This is a genomic window from Tardibacter chloracetimidivorans (assembly GCF_001890385.1).
GTDB classification, from domain to species: Bacteria; Pseudomonadota; Alphaproteobacteria; order Sphingomonadales; family Sphingomonadaceae; genus Tardibacter; species Tardibacter chloracetimidivorans.
Genome location: NZ_CP018221.1, coordinates 1,540,412 through 1,555,785, shown reverse-complemented (window position 1 = coordinate 1,555,785; position 15,374 = coordinate 1,540,412). Strand labels below are relative to the sequence as shown.

Below are 15,374 nucleotides of genomic sequence, written 5' to 3'. Positions count from 1 at the left end.
ATTGTGGCTTCGCGGCAAATGATGCGTTAGAGGCTCACCCGATTTCCGTGACCTTCTGGACTGGGCCGCACATTGCCGACGCTTTTCGACACCTATCGCGGGCATCTGCTCGATATACTCAAGACGCTTGAGGGCGAAGGCGCGCTTCCGGCCGGGCTGGATTTCCGCAATGTCGCGGTGGAGCCGCCGCGCGACGCCTCGCACGGCGATTTGGCGACCAATGCGGCAATGGTCCTCGCAAAGCCCGCCGGGCAGAATCCGCGCGCGCTTGCGGGGCTGATCGCGCCTCGCCTCGCCGACCTGCCCGAAGTTGCTGCGGCGGAGCTTGCCGGACCGGGCTTCATCAACATCCGGCTGAAACCGGGCGCGTGGCTGCGCGAGCTGGATGCCGTGCTTGCCGGGCGCGCCGATTACGGTCGTGCGTCCATCGGCGCGGGGCAGCGCGTCAATGTGGAATATGTTTCCGCCAACCCAACCGGCCCGATGCACATGGGCCATTGCCGGGGCGCGGTGGTGGGCGATGCGCTGGCGAATGTGCTGGCCTTCGCCGGATATGACGTGACCCGCGAATATTACATCAACGACGCGGGCAGCCAGGTCGATACGCTCGCCCGCTCCGCCCATCTGCGTTACCGCGAGGCGCTGGGCGAGGACATCGGCGAGATTCCCGAAGGCTATTATCCCGGCGAATATCTGAAGCCGGTGGGGGAGGCGCTCGCCGCCGAGTTCGGCGACCGATATGTCGGCAAGCCGGAGTCCGAATGGCTCCAGCTCTTCAAGCGCAAGGCGTCGGGCGCGATGATGGACATGATCCGCACCGATCTGGCGCTGCTCGGCATCAGCCACGACCTTTATTCGTCGGAGGCCGAATTGCAGGCGTCGGGCGCGATCGAGGCGGCGGTCGCGCAGCTGCGCGCCGATGGCCTGGTTTACGAAGGCGTGCTGGAGGCGCCGAAGGGCGAGCTTCCCGACGATTGGGAGCCGGTGGAACTGACGCTGTTCCGCTCCACGCGCTTTGGCGACGATGTGGACCGGCCGATCAGGAAGTCCGATGGAAGCTGGACCTATTTCGGGGCCGATCTCGCCTATCATTTCCAGAAGGCGCGCAATGCCGACCAGCTTATCGACATCTGGGGCGCGGACCATGCGGGCACGGTCAAGCGCATCCAGGCGGCGGTCGCGGCGCTGACCGGCGGCAGCGTGCCGCTCGACGTCAAGCTCGTCCAGATGGTGCGGTTGTTCCGCGCGGGCGAGCCGGTGAAGATGTCGAAGCGCTCGGGCAATTTCGTGACTCTGGCCGATGTGGTGGAGGAAGTCGGCAAGGACGTCGTGCGCTTCATCATGCTCACGCGGCGGTCCGACGCGCAGCTCGATTTCGATTTCGCCAAGGTTGTCGAACAGTCGAAGGACAATCCGGTCTTCTACGTCCAATACGCCCATGCGCGGACCTGTTCGTTGAAGCGCAAGTTCGCCGAGGCGGGCTTCGATGCGGCGCGCGCGCCCGATCTGTCGCTGCTGGACGAGGACGAGATCGCGCTGGTGAAGCTGATCGCACAGTTCCCCCGGGTGGTGGAAGCGGCCGCCACGCACCACGAGCCGCACCGCATCGCCTTTTATCTGGGCGATCTGGCCGCCGCCTTCCACGCCTTGTGGAACCGGGGCAATGACGATCCCGCGCGGCGGTTCATCATTGAAAGCGAAGCGTTGAGCCGTGCGCGTCTGGCCTTGGCCGATGCGATCGGGCAGGTTATTCGTAACGGACTTGGGGTGATGGGCGTTACTGCGGCCGAGGAGCTTAATTGATGGCACGCAACCAGGGCGGCGACTGGCTTCGTTATGAAAATCCGGACGAGAAGCTGCCTTGGCTTGAACCGGCCGAGGAGCTGGACCGTCGTTCGTCGCCCATGCGCGGCAGGCTGATCGGCGGCCTTGCGGCGGTAGTCGCCGTCATCGTCCTGCTGGTCGCCGGAATGACCTGGTATCTGAACCGCGACGTGCTGCCGGGCAGCGGCGAGGCGGGGCTGATCAAGGCATCCGACGCGCCCTATAAGGTGCCGCCGAACGACCCGGGCGGAATGATCGTCGAAGGGCAGGGCGATACCGTCTACGCCGCCGGGGCGGGGGGCGATCCGGGCGGCACGATAGACCTGACCGCCATTCCCGAAGAGCCGATCGCGCGTGGTCCGGGCGCGGCGGACACCGCCGCTTCGCAGCCGTCGGCCACAGCCCGGCCCGAGGCGTCGGCCCCGGCCGCGAAGCCCGCCACACCTGCGCAGCCGCCGGCCTCCAAGCCCGCGACGCCTGCTCCACCGGCCGGCCAGACGGCGGCTTCGGGCGGCAATTACGCGATACAGCTCGGCGCCTTTTCAAGCCGCGCCTCGGCGGAAAGCGCATGGAAGACGCTTTCCGGCCGCTTCACCTTCATCGCAGCACTCGGCAAGTGGATCGAGCCGGTCGGACAGGGCGACAAGACGCTCTACCGGCTTCGCGCCACTGGCATCGCCTCCAAGGCATCGGCCGACAATCTGTGCGGGCGGCTGAAGGTGTCGGGCGACAGCTGCACGGTGATCGCACCCTGATGACTCCGCTGTTCCTCGGCCTTGGAGGCCCGGCGCTGACGGATGCGGAAAGGGCGTTCTTCAGGTCCGTAAACCCTGCGGGCTATATCCTGTTCAGGCGGAACGTCGCCGATCCGGCGCAGCTGCGGGCGCTTACGGCCGATCTGCGCAGCCTTACCGGTCGCGACGACCTGCCGATCCTGATCGACCAGGAGGGCGGCCGCGTCGCCCGTCTCCAGCCGCCGCATTGGCCCGTCTTTCCGCCGGGAAGCGCGTTCGACAGGCTGTACGATATCTCCCCCATCGGCGCGATCGAGGCGGCGCGCCACAACGCCCGCGCCCTGGGACTGATGCTGGCCGATCTCGGAATCACCGTCGATTGCCTGCCGCTGCTCGACGTGCCCGTTCCGGGCGCGCATGACATCATCGGCGACCGCGCGCTGGGCCATGAGCCGATGCGCGTCGCCGCACTTGGCAAGGCCGTGCTTGAAGGGCTGGCGCAAGGCGGCGTGGTAGGCGTGGTGAAGCACATCCCGGGCCATGGCCGCGCGGGTGCCGACAGCCATCTGGAGCTTCCGGTCGTCACCGCTACGCTGGACGAACTCGCCGTTGACCTGGAGCCGTTCGAAAAGCTGAAGGACGCGCCGATGGCGATGACCGCGCATGTGGTCTACACCGCACTTGATCCGGACCGCTGCGCAACGCTTTCGCCCGTCGTCATCAATGATATCATCCGCAGGCGGATCGGCTTTGACGGACTGCTGATGTCGGACGACCTTGGCATGCATGCGCTGAAGGGCAGCTTTGCCGAGCGGGCGCAGGGCGTTCTCGACGCCGGGTGCGACATCGTGCTCCATTGCTCCGGCGACATGGCGGAGATGGAGGAGGTGGCCGGGGCCGTCACCGCCATCTCGCCCAGGGCGAGCGACCGGCTGGAGCGCGCGATGGCCGTCGCCACGCGGGATGCGCGGCTGGAGTTCGCCGACGCCGTTGCGAAGCGCGACGCGCTGCTCGCGCTGGTCCATCAGCCGGATCCGGCGTGAGCGACGCCGAGGATTTCGACCTCGCCCCGCCGCGCGACGCCGCGCAAACCCTCAATCTCGAGCTGGATGGCTGGGAGGGTCCACTGGACCTGCTGCTGCTGCTGGCCCGGCAGCAAAAGGTCGATCTGGCGAGGATTTCGATCCTCGATCTGGTGGAGCAATATCTCGCCTTCATCGCCGATGCGCGGGCGCTGCGGCTTGAGATCGCGGCCGATTATCTCGTCATGGCGGCGTGGCTCGCCTATCTGAAGTCCTGCCTGCTGTTGCCCAAGGAAGCGCAGGAGGAGCCATCGGCAGAGGAACTGGCGCTCCGGCTCCAGATGCGGCTTCAGCGGCTGGATGCCATGCGCGAGGCGGGCGCGCGGCTGATGGGCCGCGACCGGATCGGCCGGGATGTGTTCACGCGCGGCGCGCCCGAGGGATTGCGGGTCGTCCGCAAGGCGGCCTGGGACGTTTCGCTATACGAGCTGATTTCGGCCTATGGCGGCATCCAGGCGCGGATGACGCCCGCCGTGCATGTGGTGGAGCGCCGCCCCGTGATGACGCTGGATGCGGCGATCGAAAGGCTGGAGCGGCTGCTCGACGTCAGGCTGGACTGGGCCTCGCTGGAGCAATTCCTGCCGCCTACCGCCGACCCCGAATATCGCCGTTCGGCCCTGGCCTCCAGCTTCGTCGCGGCGCTGGAACTGGCCCGCCAGGGGCGGGTGACGTTGCAGCAGGAAGCCGCTTTCCAGCCGTTGATGTTGAGGCGCGCCTGATGCCGAACGACGATCTTCGCCGGATCGAGGCGGTTCTCTTTGCCGCCGAAAGGCCGCTGACGCGCGACGAGATCGCGCTCTACATGCCCGAAGGCAGCGACATAGCGGGCCTGCTCGCCAGCCTTGGCGAAAGCTATATGGGGCGCGGCGTGGAACTGGTGGAACGCGGCGGCAAATGGCATTTCCAGACCGCACCCGATCTGGGCCACATCCTGCGCCGCGAGCGGGAGGAAAGTCGCCGGCTGAGCCGGGCGGCGATAGAGACGCTTGCGATCATCGCCTATCATGAGCCGGTCACGCGCGCGCAGATTGAAGAAATCAGGGGCGTCGCCATATCCAAGGGCACGCTCGATGTGCTGATGGAGGCCGGATGGGTGCGCCCGGCAGGACGGCGCGAAGTGCCGGGGCGGCCGCTGCTTTATGCGACCACCCAGGGCTTTCTCACCCAGTTCGGGCTGGAAAGCCGCCGCGATCTGCCGGGTCTGGCCGATCTGAAGGCCGCAGGTCTGCTCGATCCGATCGACCTCTCGCTGGCGCTTTGGGCAGAGGCGGAGGAGAGTCGCGAGAAAGCGTCCGAAGAAGAAGCCGACGTCGACCAGATCTGACGCACGCCGCTCTAGCACGTCGACCTTGCAGGGTTTAGAAGGGGATCAATGAAGGCGCGCCGGTCACGGGTTGCGACGGCGGCCGCGATGGGCGGGCTGCCTTGCGGAATTGGAGAATTGCCATGGGTTCATTCAGCATCTGGCATTGGCTGATAGTTGGCATCGTCGTGATGCTGCTGTTCGGCAAGGGCCGGTTTTCCGACATGATGGGCGATGTCGCCAAGGGCATCAAAAGCTTCAAGAAGGGCATGGCGGAAGACGAGGAGCAGCCGAAGCAGCCTCAGCGCCTTCAGGCGCAGCCGCCGATGGAGGCCGCCGATCCCAAATCCAAGCTTCAGGAAATGCAGAACGACCGTCCTGCTTCCTGAGCGCTGCTGGCACTGACCTAGATCATGTTCGATTTCGGATCCTCCGAACTGCTGCTTTGCGCGGTCGTCGCCCTGGTGGTGATCGGCCCGAAGGACCTGCCGCGCGCGATGCGCGTGGTCGGTCAGTGGGTGGGACGGATACGCGGCATGGCGCGGCATTTCCGTTCCGGCGTCGACGCGATGATCCGCGAAGCGGAGCTGGAGGAACTTCAGAAGAAATGGCAGGCGGAAAACGCGCGGATCATGGCGGAACATCCCATGCTGCCCGATCCGGACGCTCCTCCTCCCGCCGGGGAAGAGCCCGGCCTCCCCGCAACGGACGAGCCCCGGCCCCAACAGGGCATGGAAGGCACGGTCCGTTCGTGAAGCTCCACCAATGAAGGACCTTGACGACAGCCGCGCCCCGCTGCTCGACCATCTGATCGAGCTGAGGCGGCGGCTGCTTTACTGTGTCGGAATGTTGCTCGCGTCATTCGCGGTCTGCATGTATTTCGCCGACGATATTTTCGGAATCCTCGTTCGTCCGCTTGCCGAGGCGTTCGGCCCCGGCCAGGGGCGGCTTGTCTACACCAAGCTGTACGAGGCGTTTTTCGTCGAGGTGAAGGTTGCGCTGTTCGCCGCCTTCATGCTGGCGTTTCCGGTGATCGCCAACCAGATATGGCTGTTCGTCGCGCCGGGCCTGTATCGCAATGAAAAGCGCGCCTTCCTACCGTTTCTGCTGGCCACCCCGGTGCTTTTCGCAATGGGCGCGTCGCTCGCCTATTTCGTCGTCATGCCCACGGCGTTTCATTTCTTCCTGGGTTTTCAGGGAAATGCCGGGGGCCTGGCGCAGGAGGCGCTGCCGGCCATGGGCGACTATCTGTCGCTGGTCATGCATTTCATACTGGCGTTCGGAATCGCGTTCCTGCTGCCGGTGCTGTTGATGCTGATGGAAAGGGCGGGGCTGGTGACGCGTGGCCAGCTTGTGGCGGGACGCCGCTATGCGATTGTCGCCGCTTTCATCGTGGCCGCGATCCTCACCCCGCCGGACGTGGTGTCGCAACTCATGCTCGCGATTCCGCTGATTGTGCTCTACGAGCTTTCGCTGATCGGCATATGGTTCACCGAACGGCGTCGGGCTGACGCTTCAGGCCTGGGGGCGGAGGGGAGCTGACGAAAAGAGCGTGACCTGTCGCCACGCTCCTCTCGTCCGATTGCTCCTTACTTCGCGTCTTCCGCGGCGTCGTCTACGGCGCGTCCGGCGGAGCTGACATCCTCGCCTACGCCTTCAACGGTGTTGCAGGCGGCAGCGAGCAGACCAAGGGCCACAATCGCCGCAGTCGTGATCGAACGTATCATTCATTGTCTCCTGGTTCACACGGGGCCATGGCGAATGCCATAGGCCTTTCATGTGTGAGCCCGAACGCGGCGAACGGGGGGTGAACGACGCATTCGGGCTCTGAGCGGATAGCGAGAGCGGGGGGATGGGTCACTATCCGCATTTCACAACGCGCCGGTGGCCGGGCGGTTCCCAAAAAACATTACGGCTGCATATGGGGATCGCCTTGGCGTGTGAGCGGGCCTTCTCGCAAAAGGAACCTGCCCATGCCGCGCACGTTTCGTTCTTGAATCGGAGGTTGTTTCATGGACGAGCCGGAACACCGTACCCCAGTCGAAGCGCGCGCCGGGACGACGCCCCATATCGTTCGCTATATATTGGGAATATCGCTGGCGCTGGTCGCTATCGCGTTCCTTGTCATATTCCTAGGCGGAGCCTGAACGGGTGCTTTGGCCGCAGCCGGCACCGATCGTCTCCGCCGCTGGGGCAGGTAGCGCGCGGCGAGCAGCATCGCCAGGATCAGCAGATATATTTTGGGGGCAGCCTGATTGCCCTTCACCAGCATCGCATAGTGAATGCAGCCCGCGGCCCCCGCCACATAAACCAGCCGGTGCAGGCTCTGCCAGCGGCGCGCGCCAAGCCGCCTGATCCAGCCACGGGTCGATGTGATCGCAAGCGACAACAGGCACAGAAAGCCCGCCATTCCGAACAGGACATAGCGGCGTTTCGCGATTTCCTTCGCCAGTTCGGCGGGCGACCATGCCAGGTCCAGCCACATCCAGAAACTCCAGTGCACCAGCACATAGGAAAAGGCGATCAGCCCCACCATGCGACGCGCGGTCAGGATCGGCGTCCACCCCGTGAGGCGGGCGACCGGAGTGACGGCAAGCGCCGCCAGCAGGCTGCGGAGCGACCATTCGCCCAGTACCCGCGTCGTCTCGGCAACCGGATCGGCGGTGAGGGCGGGCACGTCCGTTCCGCTCAACAGCCGTATCCAGGAAATGGCGAGCACAGTCATGGGCGCGAGAAGCACGACGAACAGCAGCGGCTTCAGCCAGACCGGCTTTTTCATTTCAGAAGAACCGCTTCAGGTCCATGCCGGCATAAAGCGGCGCGACCGCCGATCCATAGCCGTTGAACATCAGCGTCCGCCGCTTGGCGAATTCGCCGATGCGGCGTTCGCGGCCCTGGCTCCAGCGGGGATGGTCCACATCGGGGTTCACATTGGAATAAAAGCCGTATTCCTGCGGGTTGGCCTTGTTCCAGCTCGTCGGCGGCTGCCGCTCGGTAAAGCGCATCTCGACGATCGATTTGATCGACTTGAAGCCATATTTCCATGGCACCACCAGCCGCACCGGCGCGCCGTTCTGCGGCAGCAGCGTCCGCCCGTAAAGGCCGACCGACAGCATCGCGAGGGGGTGGCGCGCCTCGTCCATGCGAAGGCCCTCGACATAAGGCCAGTCAAGCACGCTGCCGCGCTGGCCGGGCATCTGGTCGGGGTCCAGAAGCGTCCGGAACGCAACATACCTGGCCGATCCCAGCGGCTCCACATGGTTGATGATGTGACTGAGCGACACGCCGACCCAGGGGATCACCATCGACCAGGCTTCGACGCAGCGCATCCGGTAGATTCGCTCTTCCAGCGGCAATTGCCGGATGAGCTGATCGACGTCGTAGACCTGCGGCTTCTTGACCAGCCCGGACACCTTGAGCGTCCAGGGTGATGTCTGGAGACCGCCGCCATTGCGGCTCGGGTCGAGCTTGTCGGTCCCGAACTCGTAGAAGTTGTTATAGTGGGCGATGTCGTCGAACGAGGTCGGCGTCTCGCCCGGCGTCACAAATGTCTGCCGCGTTTTCAGATTTGGCGCGGGGGCCGGTTGGGCGGCGGCCGGGGCGGGCAGCAGCCCGGCGGCGACCATCCCGCCCAATATTTCCCGCCGCCTGAGGTAGATGCCTTCCGGCGTCACATCACCTTCCGGCAGTTCCCAGTCGTCAGGGTTGCGGATCAGCATGGCCGTACCTCCGATCGGCCGACTATGGTCGCGCAGCCGTTCGGGTGCAACCCGGCGGAAGGGGGTTCAGCGCAGGGCGGCGCAGGCCCGCTGTATGCGCGAACAGGCGTCTTCCAGAATGGCTTCCGAAGTCGCATAGCTGATGCGGAAGGCCGGCTCGACGCCAAAGGCCGCGCCATGCACCACCGCCACGCCTTCGCCGTCCAGCAGATAGCCGCACAGCTTCTCGTCGCTGTCGATCTTCGTGCCGTCCGGCGCGGTCTTGCCGATCAGGCCGGAACAGTCGGGATAGACGTAGAACGCGCCTTCCGGCCTCGGGCAGGTGACGCCATGGATCTGGTTCAGCATCGACACCACCAGATCGCGCCGGCGCTGGAAGGCGGTGTTGCGTTCCTTCAGGAAATCCTGCGGACCGTTGAGCGCCGCCACAGCCGCCGCCTGCGCGATGGAGCAGGGATTTGAGGTCGACTGCGACTGCAGCTTCGCCATCGCCTTGATCAGCCACTTCGGGCCGCCAGCAAAGCCGATGCGCCAGCCGGTCATCGCATAGGCCTTGGACGCGCCGTTCACCGTCAGCGTCCGCTCGTACAGCGCGGGTTCGACTTCGGCCAGCGTCGCAAAGCGGAAATCGTCATAGACGATGTGCTCGTACATGTCGTCGGCAAGGATCAGCACATGCGGGTGCTTCACCAGAACGTCGGCCAGCGCCTTCAGCTCGTCGCGGCTGTAGGCGGCGCCCGTCGGGTTGGACGGCGAGTTGAAGATCAGCCATTTGGTCTTGGGCGTGATCGCGGCGTCAAGCTGCTCGGGCCGGATCTTGAAGTTCTGGTCGACCCCGGCTTTGACGAAGACGGGCTTGCCGCCGGCGAACTGCACGATGTCGGGATAGCTCACCCAATAGGGGGCGGGGATGACAACCTCGTCGCCCGCCTCCACCGTCGCGACCAGCGCGTTGAAGATGGTGTGCTTGCCGCCCACGTTCACGCTGATCTGGTCCAGCGCATAGTCGAGGCTGTTGTCGCGCTTGAACTTGGCCTGGATGGCTTCCTTCAGCTCATGCGTGCCGTCGACATTGGTGTATTTGGTCTTGCCCGACCGGATCGCCTCGATCGCGGCTTCCTTGACGAAATCCGGGGTGTCGAAATCGGGTTCGCCTGCGCCCAGGCCGATAATGTCGCGGCCCTGCCGTTTCAGCTCAAGCGTCTTGGTCGTAAGCGCGAGCGTGGCGGAAGGCGTGATGCGGTCAAGCGCGGCGGAGGTCTGCGCCATGGTCATTATCTCCGAATGTCTGATTTGCAGGCGGGGGCGCTATAGACCCGGCTGTGCCGCGCTTGCAACCAGTTGTGCGCGGACAAGGCCCCGCAATGCGTTGCCGATGTAAAAGCCATGGGCAAGGTCGGCGGGGGTCAGATCGGCCTCGATGGCGCGTCCCTCTTCGATCAGCGTCCGCCGGAGGATTCCGGGCAGCAGGCCGCGCTGGAGCGCAGGGGTGAGCAGCAGGCCACCCCTTTCCACGAACAGGTTGGTGAAGCTGCCCTCCGTCAGTCGTCCTTCCGGATCGGTGAAGACGACCTCGAACGTCCCGGCCGCGATGCGCGCCTCGTCATAAAATCGCCTGGAGCTGGTCTTGTGACGCAGCCGGAAATCGCCCGGTGAAACCGGAAGCGTCGCCAGCGCAACTCCGACCGGCTCGGCCGGGGGGGCGGGGAAGGGCGCCGTCTCGATCGCGACAGCGCCCGAGCGGCCCAGCAGCAGCCGGACCCGCACGGGCTGGCGAAGGGTGAAGACAGCCGCCTGAAGCTCGTTGCGGATGTCGTGCCGGTTGAAGGCGAAGCCGAACGTCCGGGCGGATTCCTCCATTCGTTCCAGATGGTGCGACAGATGAATAATGCCTTCATCTGGGTCGAACCGCATCGTCTCGATCAGGTCGAAAGCGATGTTGCCGGACCCGGCGAACGCGCTCTTGGCCAGGCATTCGCGCCATTCGGCATCCGCCGTGCTGTCGGCGACCACGGCCGAGCCGACGCTCAGCCGCGCGGGGCCGGGCTCCTCCGGAATGACAAGGGTGCGGATCGCGACGTTGAACCCGCCTTCGCCGCCGGGACCGACCCAGCCGATCGAGCCGGTGTAGACCCCGCGCGGCTCCTTCTCGATCTCGGCGATCACTTCCATCGCGCGGATCTTGGGCGCGCCCGTCACCGACCCGCAGGGAAAGAGCGCCGCAAGCACATCGACGGCGGTTCGGCCCTTGCCCAGCCCCGCGGCGACGGTCGACGTCATCTGATGGATGGAGGGATAGGTCTCTATGTCGAAGAGGCTCTTCGTCTCGACGCTGCCCACAGCCGCGATCCGCGACAGATCGTTGCGGATCAGGTCGACGATCATCAGATTTTCGGCCCGCTCCTTGGCGTCGTTGCGAAGCGCTTCGGCCCCGGCCCGGTCACGGTCGGCGTCGCTGTCGCGCGTCGCGGTGCCCTTCATCGGCCGCGTCGTGATCCGGCCATCGCCTACAGTAAAGAACAGCTCGGGCGAGGCGGAGAGAATCCATCGTTCGCCGGTGTGGACCACCGCGCCCCAGCCCGCCCCGGCTGTGCCGCGCAGTCTCGCGTAAAGCGCCAGCGGATCGCCTTCCGTCGCCACATGGCCGTGAAAGGTGAGATTGGCCTGATAGATATCGCCCGCCCCGATCAGGCGCAGGACCCTCTCGGCCATCGCCTGATATTCTGAATAGGAGATGCCGGGCTGAAGCGGCCCGATCCACGCCCCGTCGGGGTCGGGCAGCAGCGCCGGGATTTCGTTCGCCGGAATCTGCTCGACACGATCGAACAGCGCCATCCAGATCAGCGGCAGTCCGTCGACCGGCGCTTGATAAAGCGGACGCAGCCGTTCTTCCAGCGCGAGCCCCGCGTCATAGCCGATGAAGCCCGCCGCCGTCCGCCCAAGCGCGATCGCCAGACGCAATTGCTCCAGCGCGTTTTCCACCTGATCGGGGCTGGAGGCGGAAATCACGCCGCGCGGCCTGGTGAACAGACGCGCCGGGGCGGCGGCCATGCCCTCCCGTGCGTCGTCCAGCAGAACAAAAGGCTGTGAAGCGTCGAACCCCTGCATCCGCCACTCCATGCCAAGCCGGAAGCTTTTCCGCTAGGCATGAACGCCGGTCGAGCGGCAAAACTTGCAAAAGCAGCGCGCCGTCGTCATCTCCCACCCATGACGGCGCAACCTCCTCTTCAGGCCGCGATCATCCCGGTGACCGCGTTTCAGCAGAATTGCACGCTTTTATGGTGCACGCGCACGATGAAGGGCGCGTTCGTCGATCCGGGCGGTGATCTGGAAAAGCTGAAGGCCGCCGCCGCGCAGCATGGCGTGACGATAGAGAAGATTCTCATCACCCATGGCCATATCGATCATTGCGGCTCGGCCGGAATCCTTGCCGAAGAACTGGGCGTGCCGATCGAAGGCCCGCATGAGGCGGACCGCTTCTGGATCGCGCGGCTGGCCGATGACGGGCGCGGTTACGGAATCCCCGGAAGGCCGTTCGAGCCGGACCGCTGGCTTCAGGACGGCGACCGGGTGACGGTGGGCGAACTGGTGCTGGATGTGATCCACTGCCCCGGCCACACGCCCGGCCATGTCGTGTTCCACCATCCCGAGTCGCGGCTGGCGTTGGTCGGCGACGTGCTGTTCCAGGGGTCCATCGGGCGCACCGACTTTCCCATGGGCAATCACGACGATCTGATCGCCTCGATCACGCGCAAGCTCTGGCCGCTGGGCGGGGAAACCGCCTTCGTGCCGGGCCACGGTCCGATGTCCAGCTTCGCGCAGGAGCGCAAGACGAACCCGTTCGTGGCCGATCAGGCGCTCGGCGCTCAGGCGTAGGCGAGGAAAAGTCCCCAGCCGGCAAGCCCCGCTGTTACGGCGAGCGTTACGACTATGCCGCCCATGCGCAGTGGATTGGGCGCGGGCCGGTCCATGCCATAGGCGTGCGCCACCCGCGCGACGAGCAAGGCCGCGCCCGCAACGATCAGCGGCGTCCGCGCGGCGCCCGCCATCTCGATCAATCCGATCAGGATCACCGGCAGGGGCACATATTCGCCGAAATTGGCATGGGCGCGCATCCGCGCGACAAGGGCCGGCTTGCCCGCGTCGCCAAGCGACACCTTTTCCCTCGTCCTGATCTGGCCCACCCTGTAGCCAAGCCAGATGTTGACAAACGCAAGCAGCGCCGCAGTGATAAGCGTGACGTCGAGCATTTTTCTCTCCCCCTGCCGAACGATCGTGAATCCTGTCACGCCGCTGGTACATTGCAGGATGTTCCGAAAGCTTATGGCTTGCAACAGGCGAGCAAATCGCTATAGGTCGCCCGCTCGCACGAGCCCGGGCCGCCAGGGCACGCGGCCCCTCAGGCCGTTCCGCTCCGATGGTCCGCCAGCTCGTGCTTTTCGGTTTTTTGACGAATAAGGTGCCGACATGGCCGTTCCCAAGAGAAAGACTTCCCCCTCACGGCGGAACATGCGCCGCAGCCATCATGCCCTGACGGTGGAGGCATTTCAGGAATGCCCGAACTGTGGCGAGCTGAAGCGCCCGCATAACCTCTGCAATGCCTGCGGCCATTATAATGGCCGCGAGGTCGTTTCGGTCGAAGCCTGATCCCGATAGCCGGAGGCGGTTGAAAACCCAATGGTCAGCCGTCCCGTCATCGCGCTTGATGTCATGGGCGGCGATGGTGGCGCGCCCGTGGTCATCGCCGGGGCGGAAATCGCCAAGCGCCGCGATCCGGACCTGTGCTTCCATCTCTATGGACGCGAGGAGGACATCCGCCGCGAGCTTGCCGCCGCGCCCGGGGTCGCCGCCGATTCGACCGTGGTTCACACCAATGTCGCGGTGGGTCCGAACGACAAGCCCACCCAGGCGATCCGCCGTGCCCGCGACAGCTCGATGGGCCTTGCCATCGCCGATGTGAAATCGGGGGCTGCGCAGGCTGCCGTTTCAGCCGGGAATACCGGGGCGCTGATGGCCATGGCCAAGCTGTCGCTCCGCACCATGGAAGGTATCGAACGTCCTGCGCTGGCGGCGCTGCTGCCGACGCTTGGCGACAACGACCTTGTCATGCTCGATCTGGGCGCGAACACCGAGTGCGACACTGAAAATCTCGTCCAGTTCGCAGTGATGGGCGCGGCCTATGCCCGCACGGTGATGGGGCTGGAGCGCCCGCGCGTGAAGCTGCTCAACATCGGCGAGGAAGACCTGAAGGGCACCAGCGAGCTTAAGGAAGCAGCCACGCTGCTGCGCGGGGCCACCTATCTGCCGATGCGGTTCGAAGGTTTCACCGAAGGCGACAAGCTGGGTCGGGGCGATGCCGATGTGATCGTCACCGACGGTTTTTCGGGCAATATCGCGCTCAAGACCATTGAAGGCACCGCCCGGATGGTGACCGACCTGCTGCGCAGGTCGTTTGAAAGCTCGCTTCGGTCAAAGCTCGGCTTTCTCATGTCGCGGCCCGCGCTGCAGATGCTGAGGGTTCATCTGGACCCCAACAACCATAATGGCGCGGTGTTTCTGGGGCTGAACGGACTTGTGGTGAAAAGTCACGGCGGGGCCAACTCCATCGGCATCGCCAACGCAATAGGTGTTGCCGCTGCGCTGGTGAGGGAGGATATTACCCGCCGGATCATTCAGGATCTCGATAATTTCAAGGCGCATATGACCGCGTCGCAAACCGCCGAACAGCAGCAGGGGCAGGATTCTATCAATGGCTGAACGCCGATCCGTCATCGTTGGAACCGGAAGCTGCCTGCCCGAACGTGAAGTCACCAATGCGGAGCTTTCAACCCGCGTCGACACATCCGACGATTGGATCGTCGAGCGCACCGGCATCCGGTCGCGCCGCATCGCGGCGGAAGGCGAGACCACGTCCACGCTTGCGACCGTCGCCGCGCGCCACGCCCTTGAGGCGGCAGGCGTGGAGGCCGGGCAGATCGGGCTGATCATCGTTGCGACCGCCACGCCGGACTACACCTTTCCTTCGGTCGCGACCCAGGTGCAGGCGGCGCTTGGCATCAACGATTGCGTCGCCTTCGACGTGCAGGCCGTCTGCTCCGGCTTCCTCTATGCGCTGTCGGTCGCCGACAGCATGATGAAGGGCGGCACGACCGACAAGGCGCTGGTGATCGGGGCGGAGACGTTCAGCCGAATCCTCGACTGGGAAGACCGGACGACCTGCGTTCTGTTCGGCGACGGCGCGGGCGCGGTGGTGCTCGACGCCCAAAACGGCGATCGCGGCATATTGGCGACCCGGCTGCACGCCGATGGGCGGCACCGCGAAATGCTTTACGTCGACGGCGGGCCGTCCGCGACCGGCACGGTCGGCAAGCTGCGGATGCGCGGCAAGGAGGTTTTCCGCCACGCCGTCGTGAATCTTGCCGATGTTCTGGTGGAAACAATGGATGCGCTCGGCCTTACGCCGAGCGATATCGACTGGGTTGTCCCGCACCAGGCCAATATGCGCATCCTGCAGGGCACGGCAAAGAAGCTGGGCCTTGCGCCCGAAAAGGTCGTCGTCACGGTCGATCGCCACGCCAACACCTCGGCCGCGTCAGTGCCGCTCGCGCTTGACGAGGCGGTGCGCGACGGCCGCGTAAAACAGGGCGACATGGTGGTGCTGGAAGCGATGGGCGGTGGCTTTACCTGGGGCGCGGCTGCCGTTCGCTTCTAG

General features: G+C 65.2%; 18 protein-coding genes. 12 read left to right on the top strand and 6 right to left on the bottom strand.

Annotated elements, in window-relative coordinates; genetic code table 11:
* Positions 1–72 precede the first annotated feature (72 nt).
* The 8 genes from argS to tatC all read left to right on the top strand — a co-directional run bounded on the left by argS (position 73) and on the right by tatC (position 6,485).
* Positions 73–1,803 carry an arginine--tRNA ligase gene (gene argS / locus BSL82_RS08150; protein WP_072596833.1) on the top strand — a complete coding sequence of 577 codons (1,731 nt, stop codon included), beginning with the start codon at positions 73–75 and terminating at the stop codon, positions 1,801–1,803.
* Positions 1,803–2,579: an SPOR domain-containing protein gene (locus tag BSL82_RS08145; RefSeq protein WP_072596832.1), complete on the top strand. Its 777-nt coding sequence runs from the start codon at positions 1,803–1,805 to the stop codon at positions 2,577–2,579. Before argS ends, BSL82_RS08145 begins: the two co-directional genes overlap by 1 nt.
* The gene (nagZ, locus tag BSL82_RS08140; RefSeq protein ID WP_072596831.1) at positions 2,579–3,601 is read left to right on the top strand and encodes a beta-N-acetylhexosaminidase; all 1,023 of its coding nucleotides are present in this window, start codon (positions 2,579–2,581) and stop codon (positions 3,599–3,601) included. The genes BSL82_RS08145 and nagZ overlap by 1 nt, the downstream gene beginning before the upstream one ends.
* Positions 3,598–4,359 carry a segregation and condensation protein A gene (locus BSL82_RS08135; RefSeq protein WP_072596830.1) on the top strand — a complete coding sequence of 254 codons (762 nt, stop codon included), beginning with the start codon at positions 3,598–3,600 and terminating at the stop codon, positions 4,357–4,359. The genes nagZ and BSL82_RS08135 overlap by 4 nt, the downstream gene beginning before the upstream one ends.
* The gene (gene scpB, locus BSL82_RS08130) at positions 4,359–4,964 is read left to right on the top strand and encodes an SMC-Scp complex subunit ScpB (RefSeq protein ID WP_072596829.1); all 606 of its coding nucleotides are present in this window, start codon (positions 4,359–4,361) and stop codon (positions 4,962–4,964) included. Before BSL82_RS08135 ends, scpB begins: the two co-directional genes overlap by 1 nt.
* A 122-nt stretch (positions 4,965–5,086) precedes the next feature.
* Entirely contained in the window at positions 5,087–5,332 is a 246-nt protein-coding gene (locus tag BSL82_RS08125) for a twin-arginine translocase TatA/TatE family subunit (RefSeq protein WP_072596828.1), read from the top strand.
* Positions 5,333–5,356: 24 nt separating this feature from the next.
* Positions 5,357–5,698 (top strand): Sec-independent protein translocase protein TatB, encoded by a 342-nt coding sequence (gene tatB / locus BSL82_RS08120; protein ID WP_083579107.1) that lies wholly within the window; start codon positions 5,357–5,359, stop codon positions 5,696–5,698.
* Between the two features lie 10 nt (positions 5,699–5,708).
* The gene (gene tatC / locus BSL82_RS08115; protein ID WP_072596827.1) at positions 5,709–6,485 is read left to right on the top strand and encodes a twin-arginine translocase subunit TatC; all 777 of its coding nucleotides are present in this window, start codon (positions 5,709–5,711) and stop codon (positions 6,483–6,485) included.
* Between the two features lie 47 nt (positions 6,486–6,532).
* On the opposite strand, the gene BSL82_RS08110 is transcribed toward tatC, so the two are convergent.
* From BSL82_RS08110 to pabB, 5 genes are all read right to left on the bottom strand, one after another.
* Complete coding sequence (locus BSL82_RS08110; protein WP_072596826.1) at positions 6,533–6,670, bottom strand: entericidin A/B family lipoprotein; 138 nt, start codon at positions 6,668–6,670, stop codon at positions 6,533–6,535.
* A gap of 350 nt (positions 6,671–7,020) precedes the next feature.
* Positions 7,021–7,722 carry a protein-methionine-sulfoxide reductase heme-binding subunit MsrQ gene (gene msrQ / locus BSL82_RS21740; protein ID WP_072596825.1) on the bottom strand — a complete coding sequence of 234 codons (702 nt, stop codon included), beginning with the start codon at positions 7,720–7,722 and terminating at the stop codon, positions 7,021–7,023.
* A gap of 1 nt (position 7,723) precedes the next feature.
* Positions 7,724–8,662: a protein-methionine-sulfoxide reductase catalytic subunit MsrP gene (msrP, locus tag BSL82_RS08100; protein WP_072596824.1), complete on the bottom strand. Its 939-nt coding sequence runs from the start codon at positions 8,660–8,662 to the stop codon at positions 7,724–7,726.
* Positions 8,663–8,728: 66 nt separating this feature from the next.
* Entirely contained in the window at positions 8,729–9,931 is a 1,203-nt protein-coding gene (locus BSL82_RS08095) for a pyridoxal phosphate-dependent aminotransferase (protein WP_072596823.1), read from the bottom strand.
* Between the two features lie 39 nt (positions 9,932–9,970).
* Positions 9,971–11,770: an aminodeoxychorismate synthase component I gene (gene pabB, locus BSL82_RS08090; RefSeq protein ID WP_083579315.1), complete on the bottom strand. Its 1,800-nt coding sequence runs from the start codon at positions 11,768–11,770 to the stop codon at positions 9,971–9,973.
* Positions 11,771–11,869: 99 nt separating this feature from the next.
* Here pabB and BSL82_RS08085 point away from each other — a divergent pair, with 99 nt between their 5' ends.
* Positions 11,870–12,538 carry an MBL fold metallo-hydrolase gene (locus tag BSL82_RS08085; RefSeq protein ID WP_072596821.1) on the top strand — a complete coding sequence of 223 codons (669 nt, stop codon included), beginning with the start codon at positions 11,870–11,872 and terminating at the stop codon, positions 12,536–12,538.
* Here the strand turns inward: BSL82_RS08085 and BSL82_RS08080 are convergent.
* The gene (locus BSL82_RS08080; RefSeq protein ID WP_072596820.1) at positions 12,529–12,912 is read right to left on the bottom strand and encodes an MAPEG family protein; all 384 of its coding nucleotides are present in this window, start codon (positions 12,910–12,912) and stop codon (positions 12,529–12,531) included. The two genes, BSL82_RS08085 and BSL82_RS08080, sit on opposite strands and share 10 nt — an antisense overlap.
* Before the next feature lie 217 nt (positions 12,913–13,129).
* Between BSL82_RS08080 and rpmF the strand changes: the two genes are divergently transcribed.
* Genes rpmF through BSL82_RS08065 form a run of 3 tightly spaced genes read left to right on the top strand, consistent with a single transcriptional unit; the run spans position 13,130 to position 15,374 of the window.
* Positions 13,130–13,309: a 50S ribosomal protein L32 gene (rpmF, locus tag BSL82_RS08075; RefSeq protein WP_072596819.1), complete on the top strand. Its 180-nt coding sequence runs from the start codon at positions 13,130–13,132 to the stop codon at positions 13,307–13,309.
* Between the two features lie 30 nt (positions 13,310–13,339).
* The gene (gene plsX / locus BSL82_RS08070) at positions 13,340–14,419 is read left to right on the top strand and encodes a phosphate acyltransferase PlsX (protein ID WP_072596818.1); all 1,080 of its coding nucleotides are present in this window, start codon (positions 13,340–13,342) and stop codon (positions 14,417–14,419) included.
* Positions 14,412–15,374, top strand: coding sequence for a beta-ketoacyl-ACP synthase III (locus tag BSL82_RS08065; protein ID WP_072596817.1), 963 nt, complete (start codon positions 14,412–14,414; stop codon positions 15,372–15,374). The genes plsX and BSL82_RS08065 overlap by 8 nt, the downstream gene beginning before the upstream one ends.

Coding starts and splice junctions, on each gene's coding strand:
- BSL82_RS08145 (WP_072596832.1), top strand. CDS start 1,803: ATGGCACGCAACCAGGGCGGCGACTGGCTTCGTTATGAAAATCCGGAC.
- nagZ (WP_072596831.1), top strand. CDS start 2,579: ATGACTCCGCTGTTCCTCGGCCTTGGAGGCCCGGCGCTGACGGATGCG.
- scpB (WP_072596829.1), top strand. CDS start 4,359: ATGCCGAACGACGATCTTCGCCGGATCGAGGCGGTTCTCTTTGCCGCC.
- BSL82_RS08125 (WP_072596828.1), top strand. CDS start 5,087: ATGGGTTCATTCAGCATCTGGCATTGGCTGATAGTTGGCATCGTCGTG.
- tatB (WP_083579107.1), top strand. CDS start 5,357: ATGTTCGATTTCGGATCCTCCGAACTGCTGCTTTGCGCGGTCGTCGCC.
- tatC (WP_072596827.1), top strand. CDS start 5,709: ATGAAGGACCTTGACGACAGCCGCGCCCCGCTGCTCGACCATCTGATC.
- BSL82_RS08110 (WP_072596826.1), bottom strand. CDS start 6,670: ATGATACGTTCGATCACGACTGCGGCGATTGTGGCCCTTGGTCTGCTC.
- msrQ (WP_072596825.1), bottom strand. CDS start 7,722: ATGAAAAAGCCGGTCTGGCTGAAGCCGCTGCTGTTCGTCGTGCTTCTC.
- msrP (WP_072596824.1), bottom strand. CDS start 8,662: ATGCTGATCCGCAACCCTGACGACTGGGAACTGCCGGAAGGTGATGTG.
- BSL82_RS08095 (WP_072596823.1), bottom strand. CDS start 9,931: ATGGCGCAGACCTCCGCCGCGCTTGACCGCATCACGCCTTCCGCCACG.
- pabB (WP_083579315.1), bottom strand. CDS start 11,770: ATGCAGGGGTTCGACGCTTCACAGCCTTTTGTTCTGCTGGACGACGCA.
- BSL82_RS08085 (WP_072596821.1), top strand. CDS start 11,870: ATGACGGCGCAACCTCCTCTTCAGGCCGCGATCATCCCGGTGACCGCG.
- BSL82_RS08080 (WP_072596820.1), bottom strand. CDS start 12,912: ATGCTCGACGTCACGCTTATCACTGCGGCGCTGCTTGCGTTTGTCAAC.
- rpmF (WP_072596819.1), top strand. CDS start 13,130: ATGGCCGTTCCCAAGAGAAAGACTTCCCCCTCACGGCGGAACATGCGC.
- plsX (WP_072596818.1), top strand. CDS start 13,340: ATGGTCAGCCGTCCCGTCATCGCGCTTGATGTCATGGGCGGCGATGGT.
- BSL82_RS08065 (WP_072596817.1), top strand. CDS start 14,412: ATGGCTGAACGCCGATCCGTCATCGTTGGAACCGGAAGCTGCCTGCCC.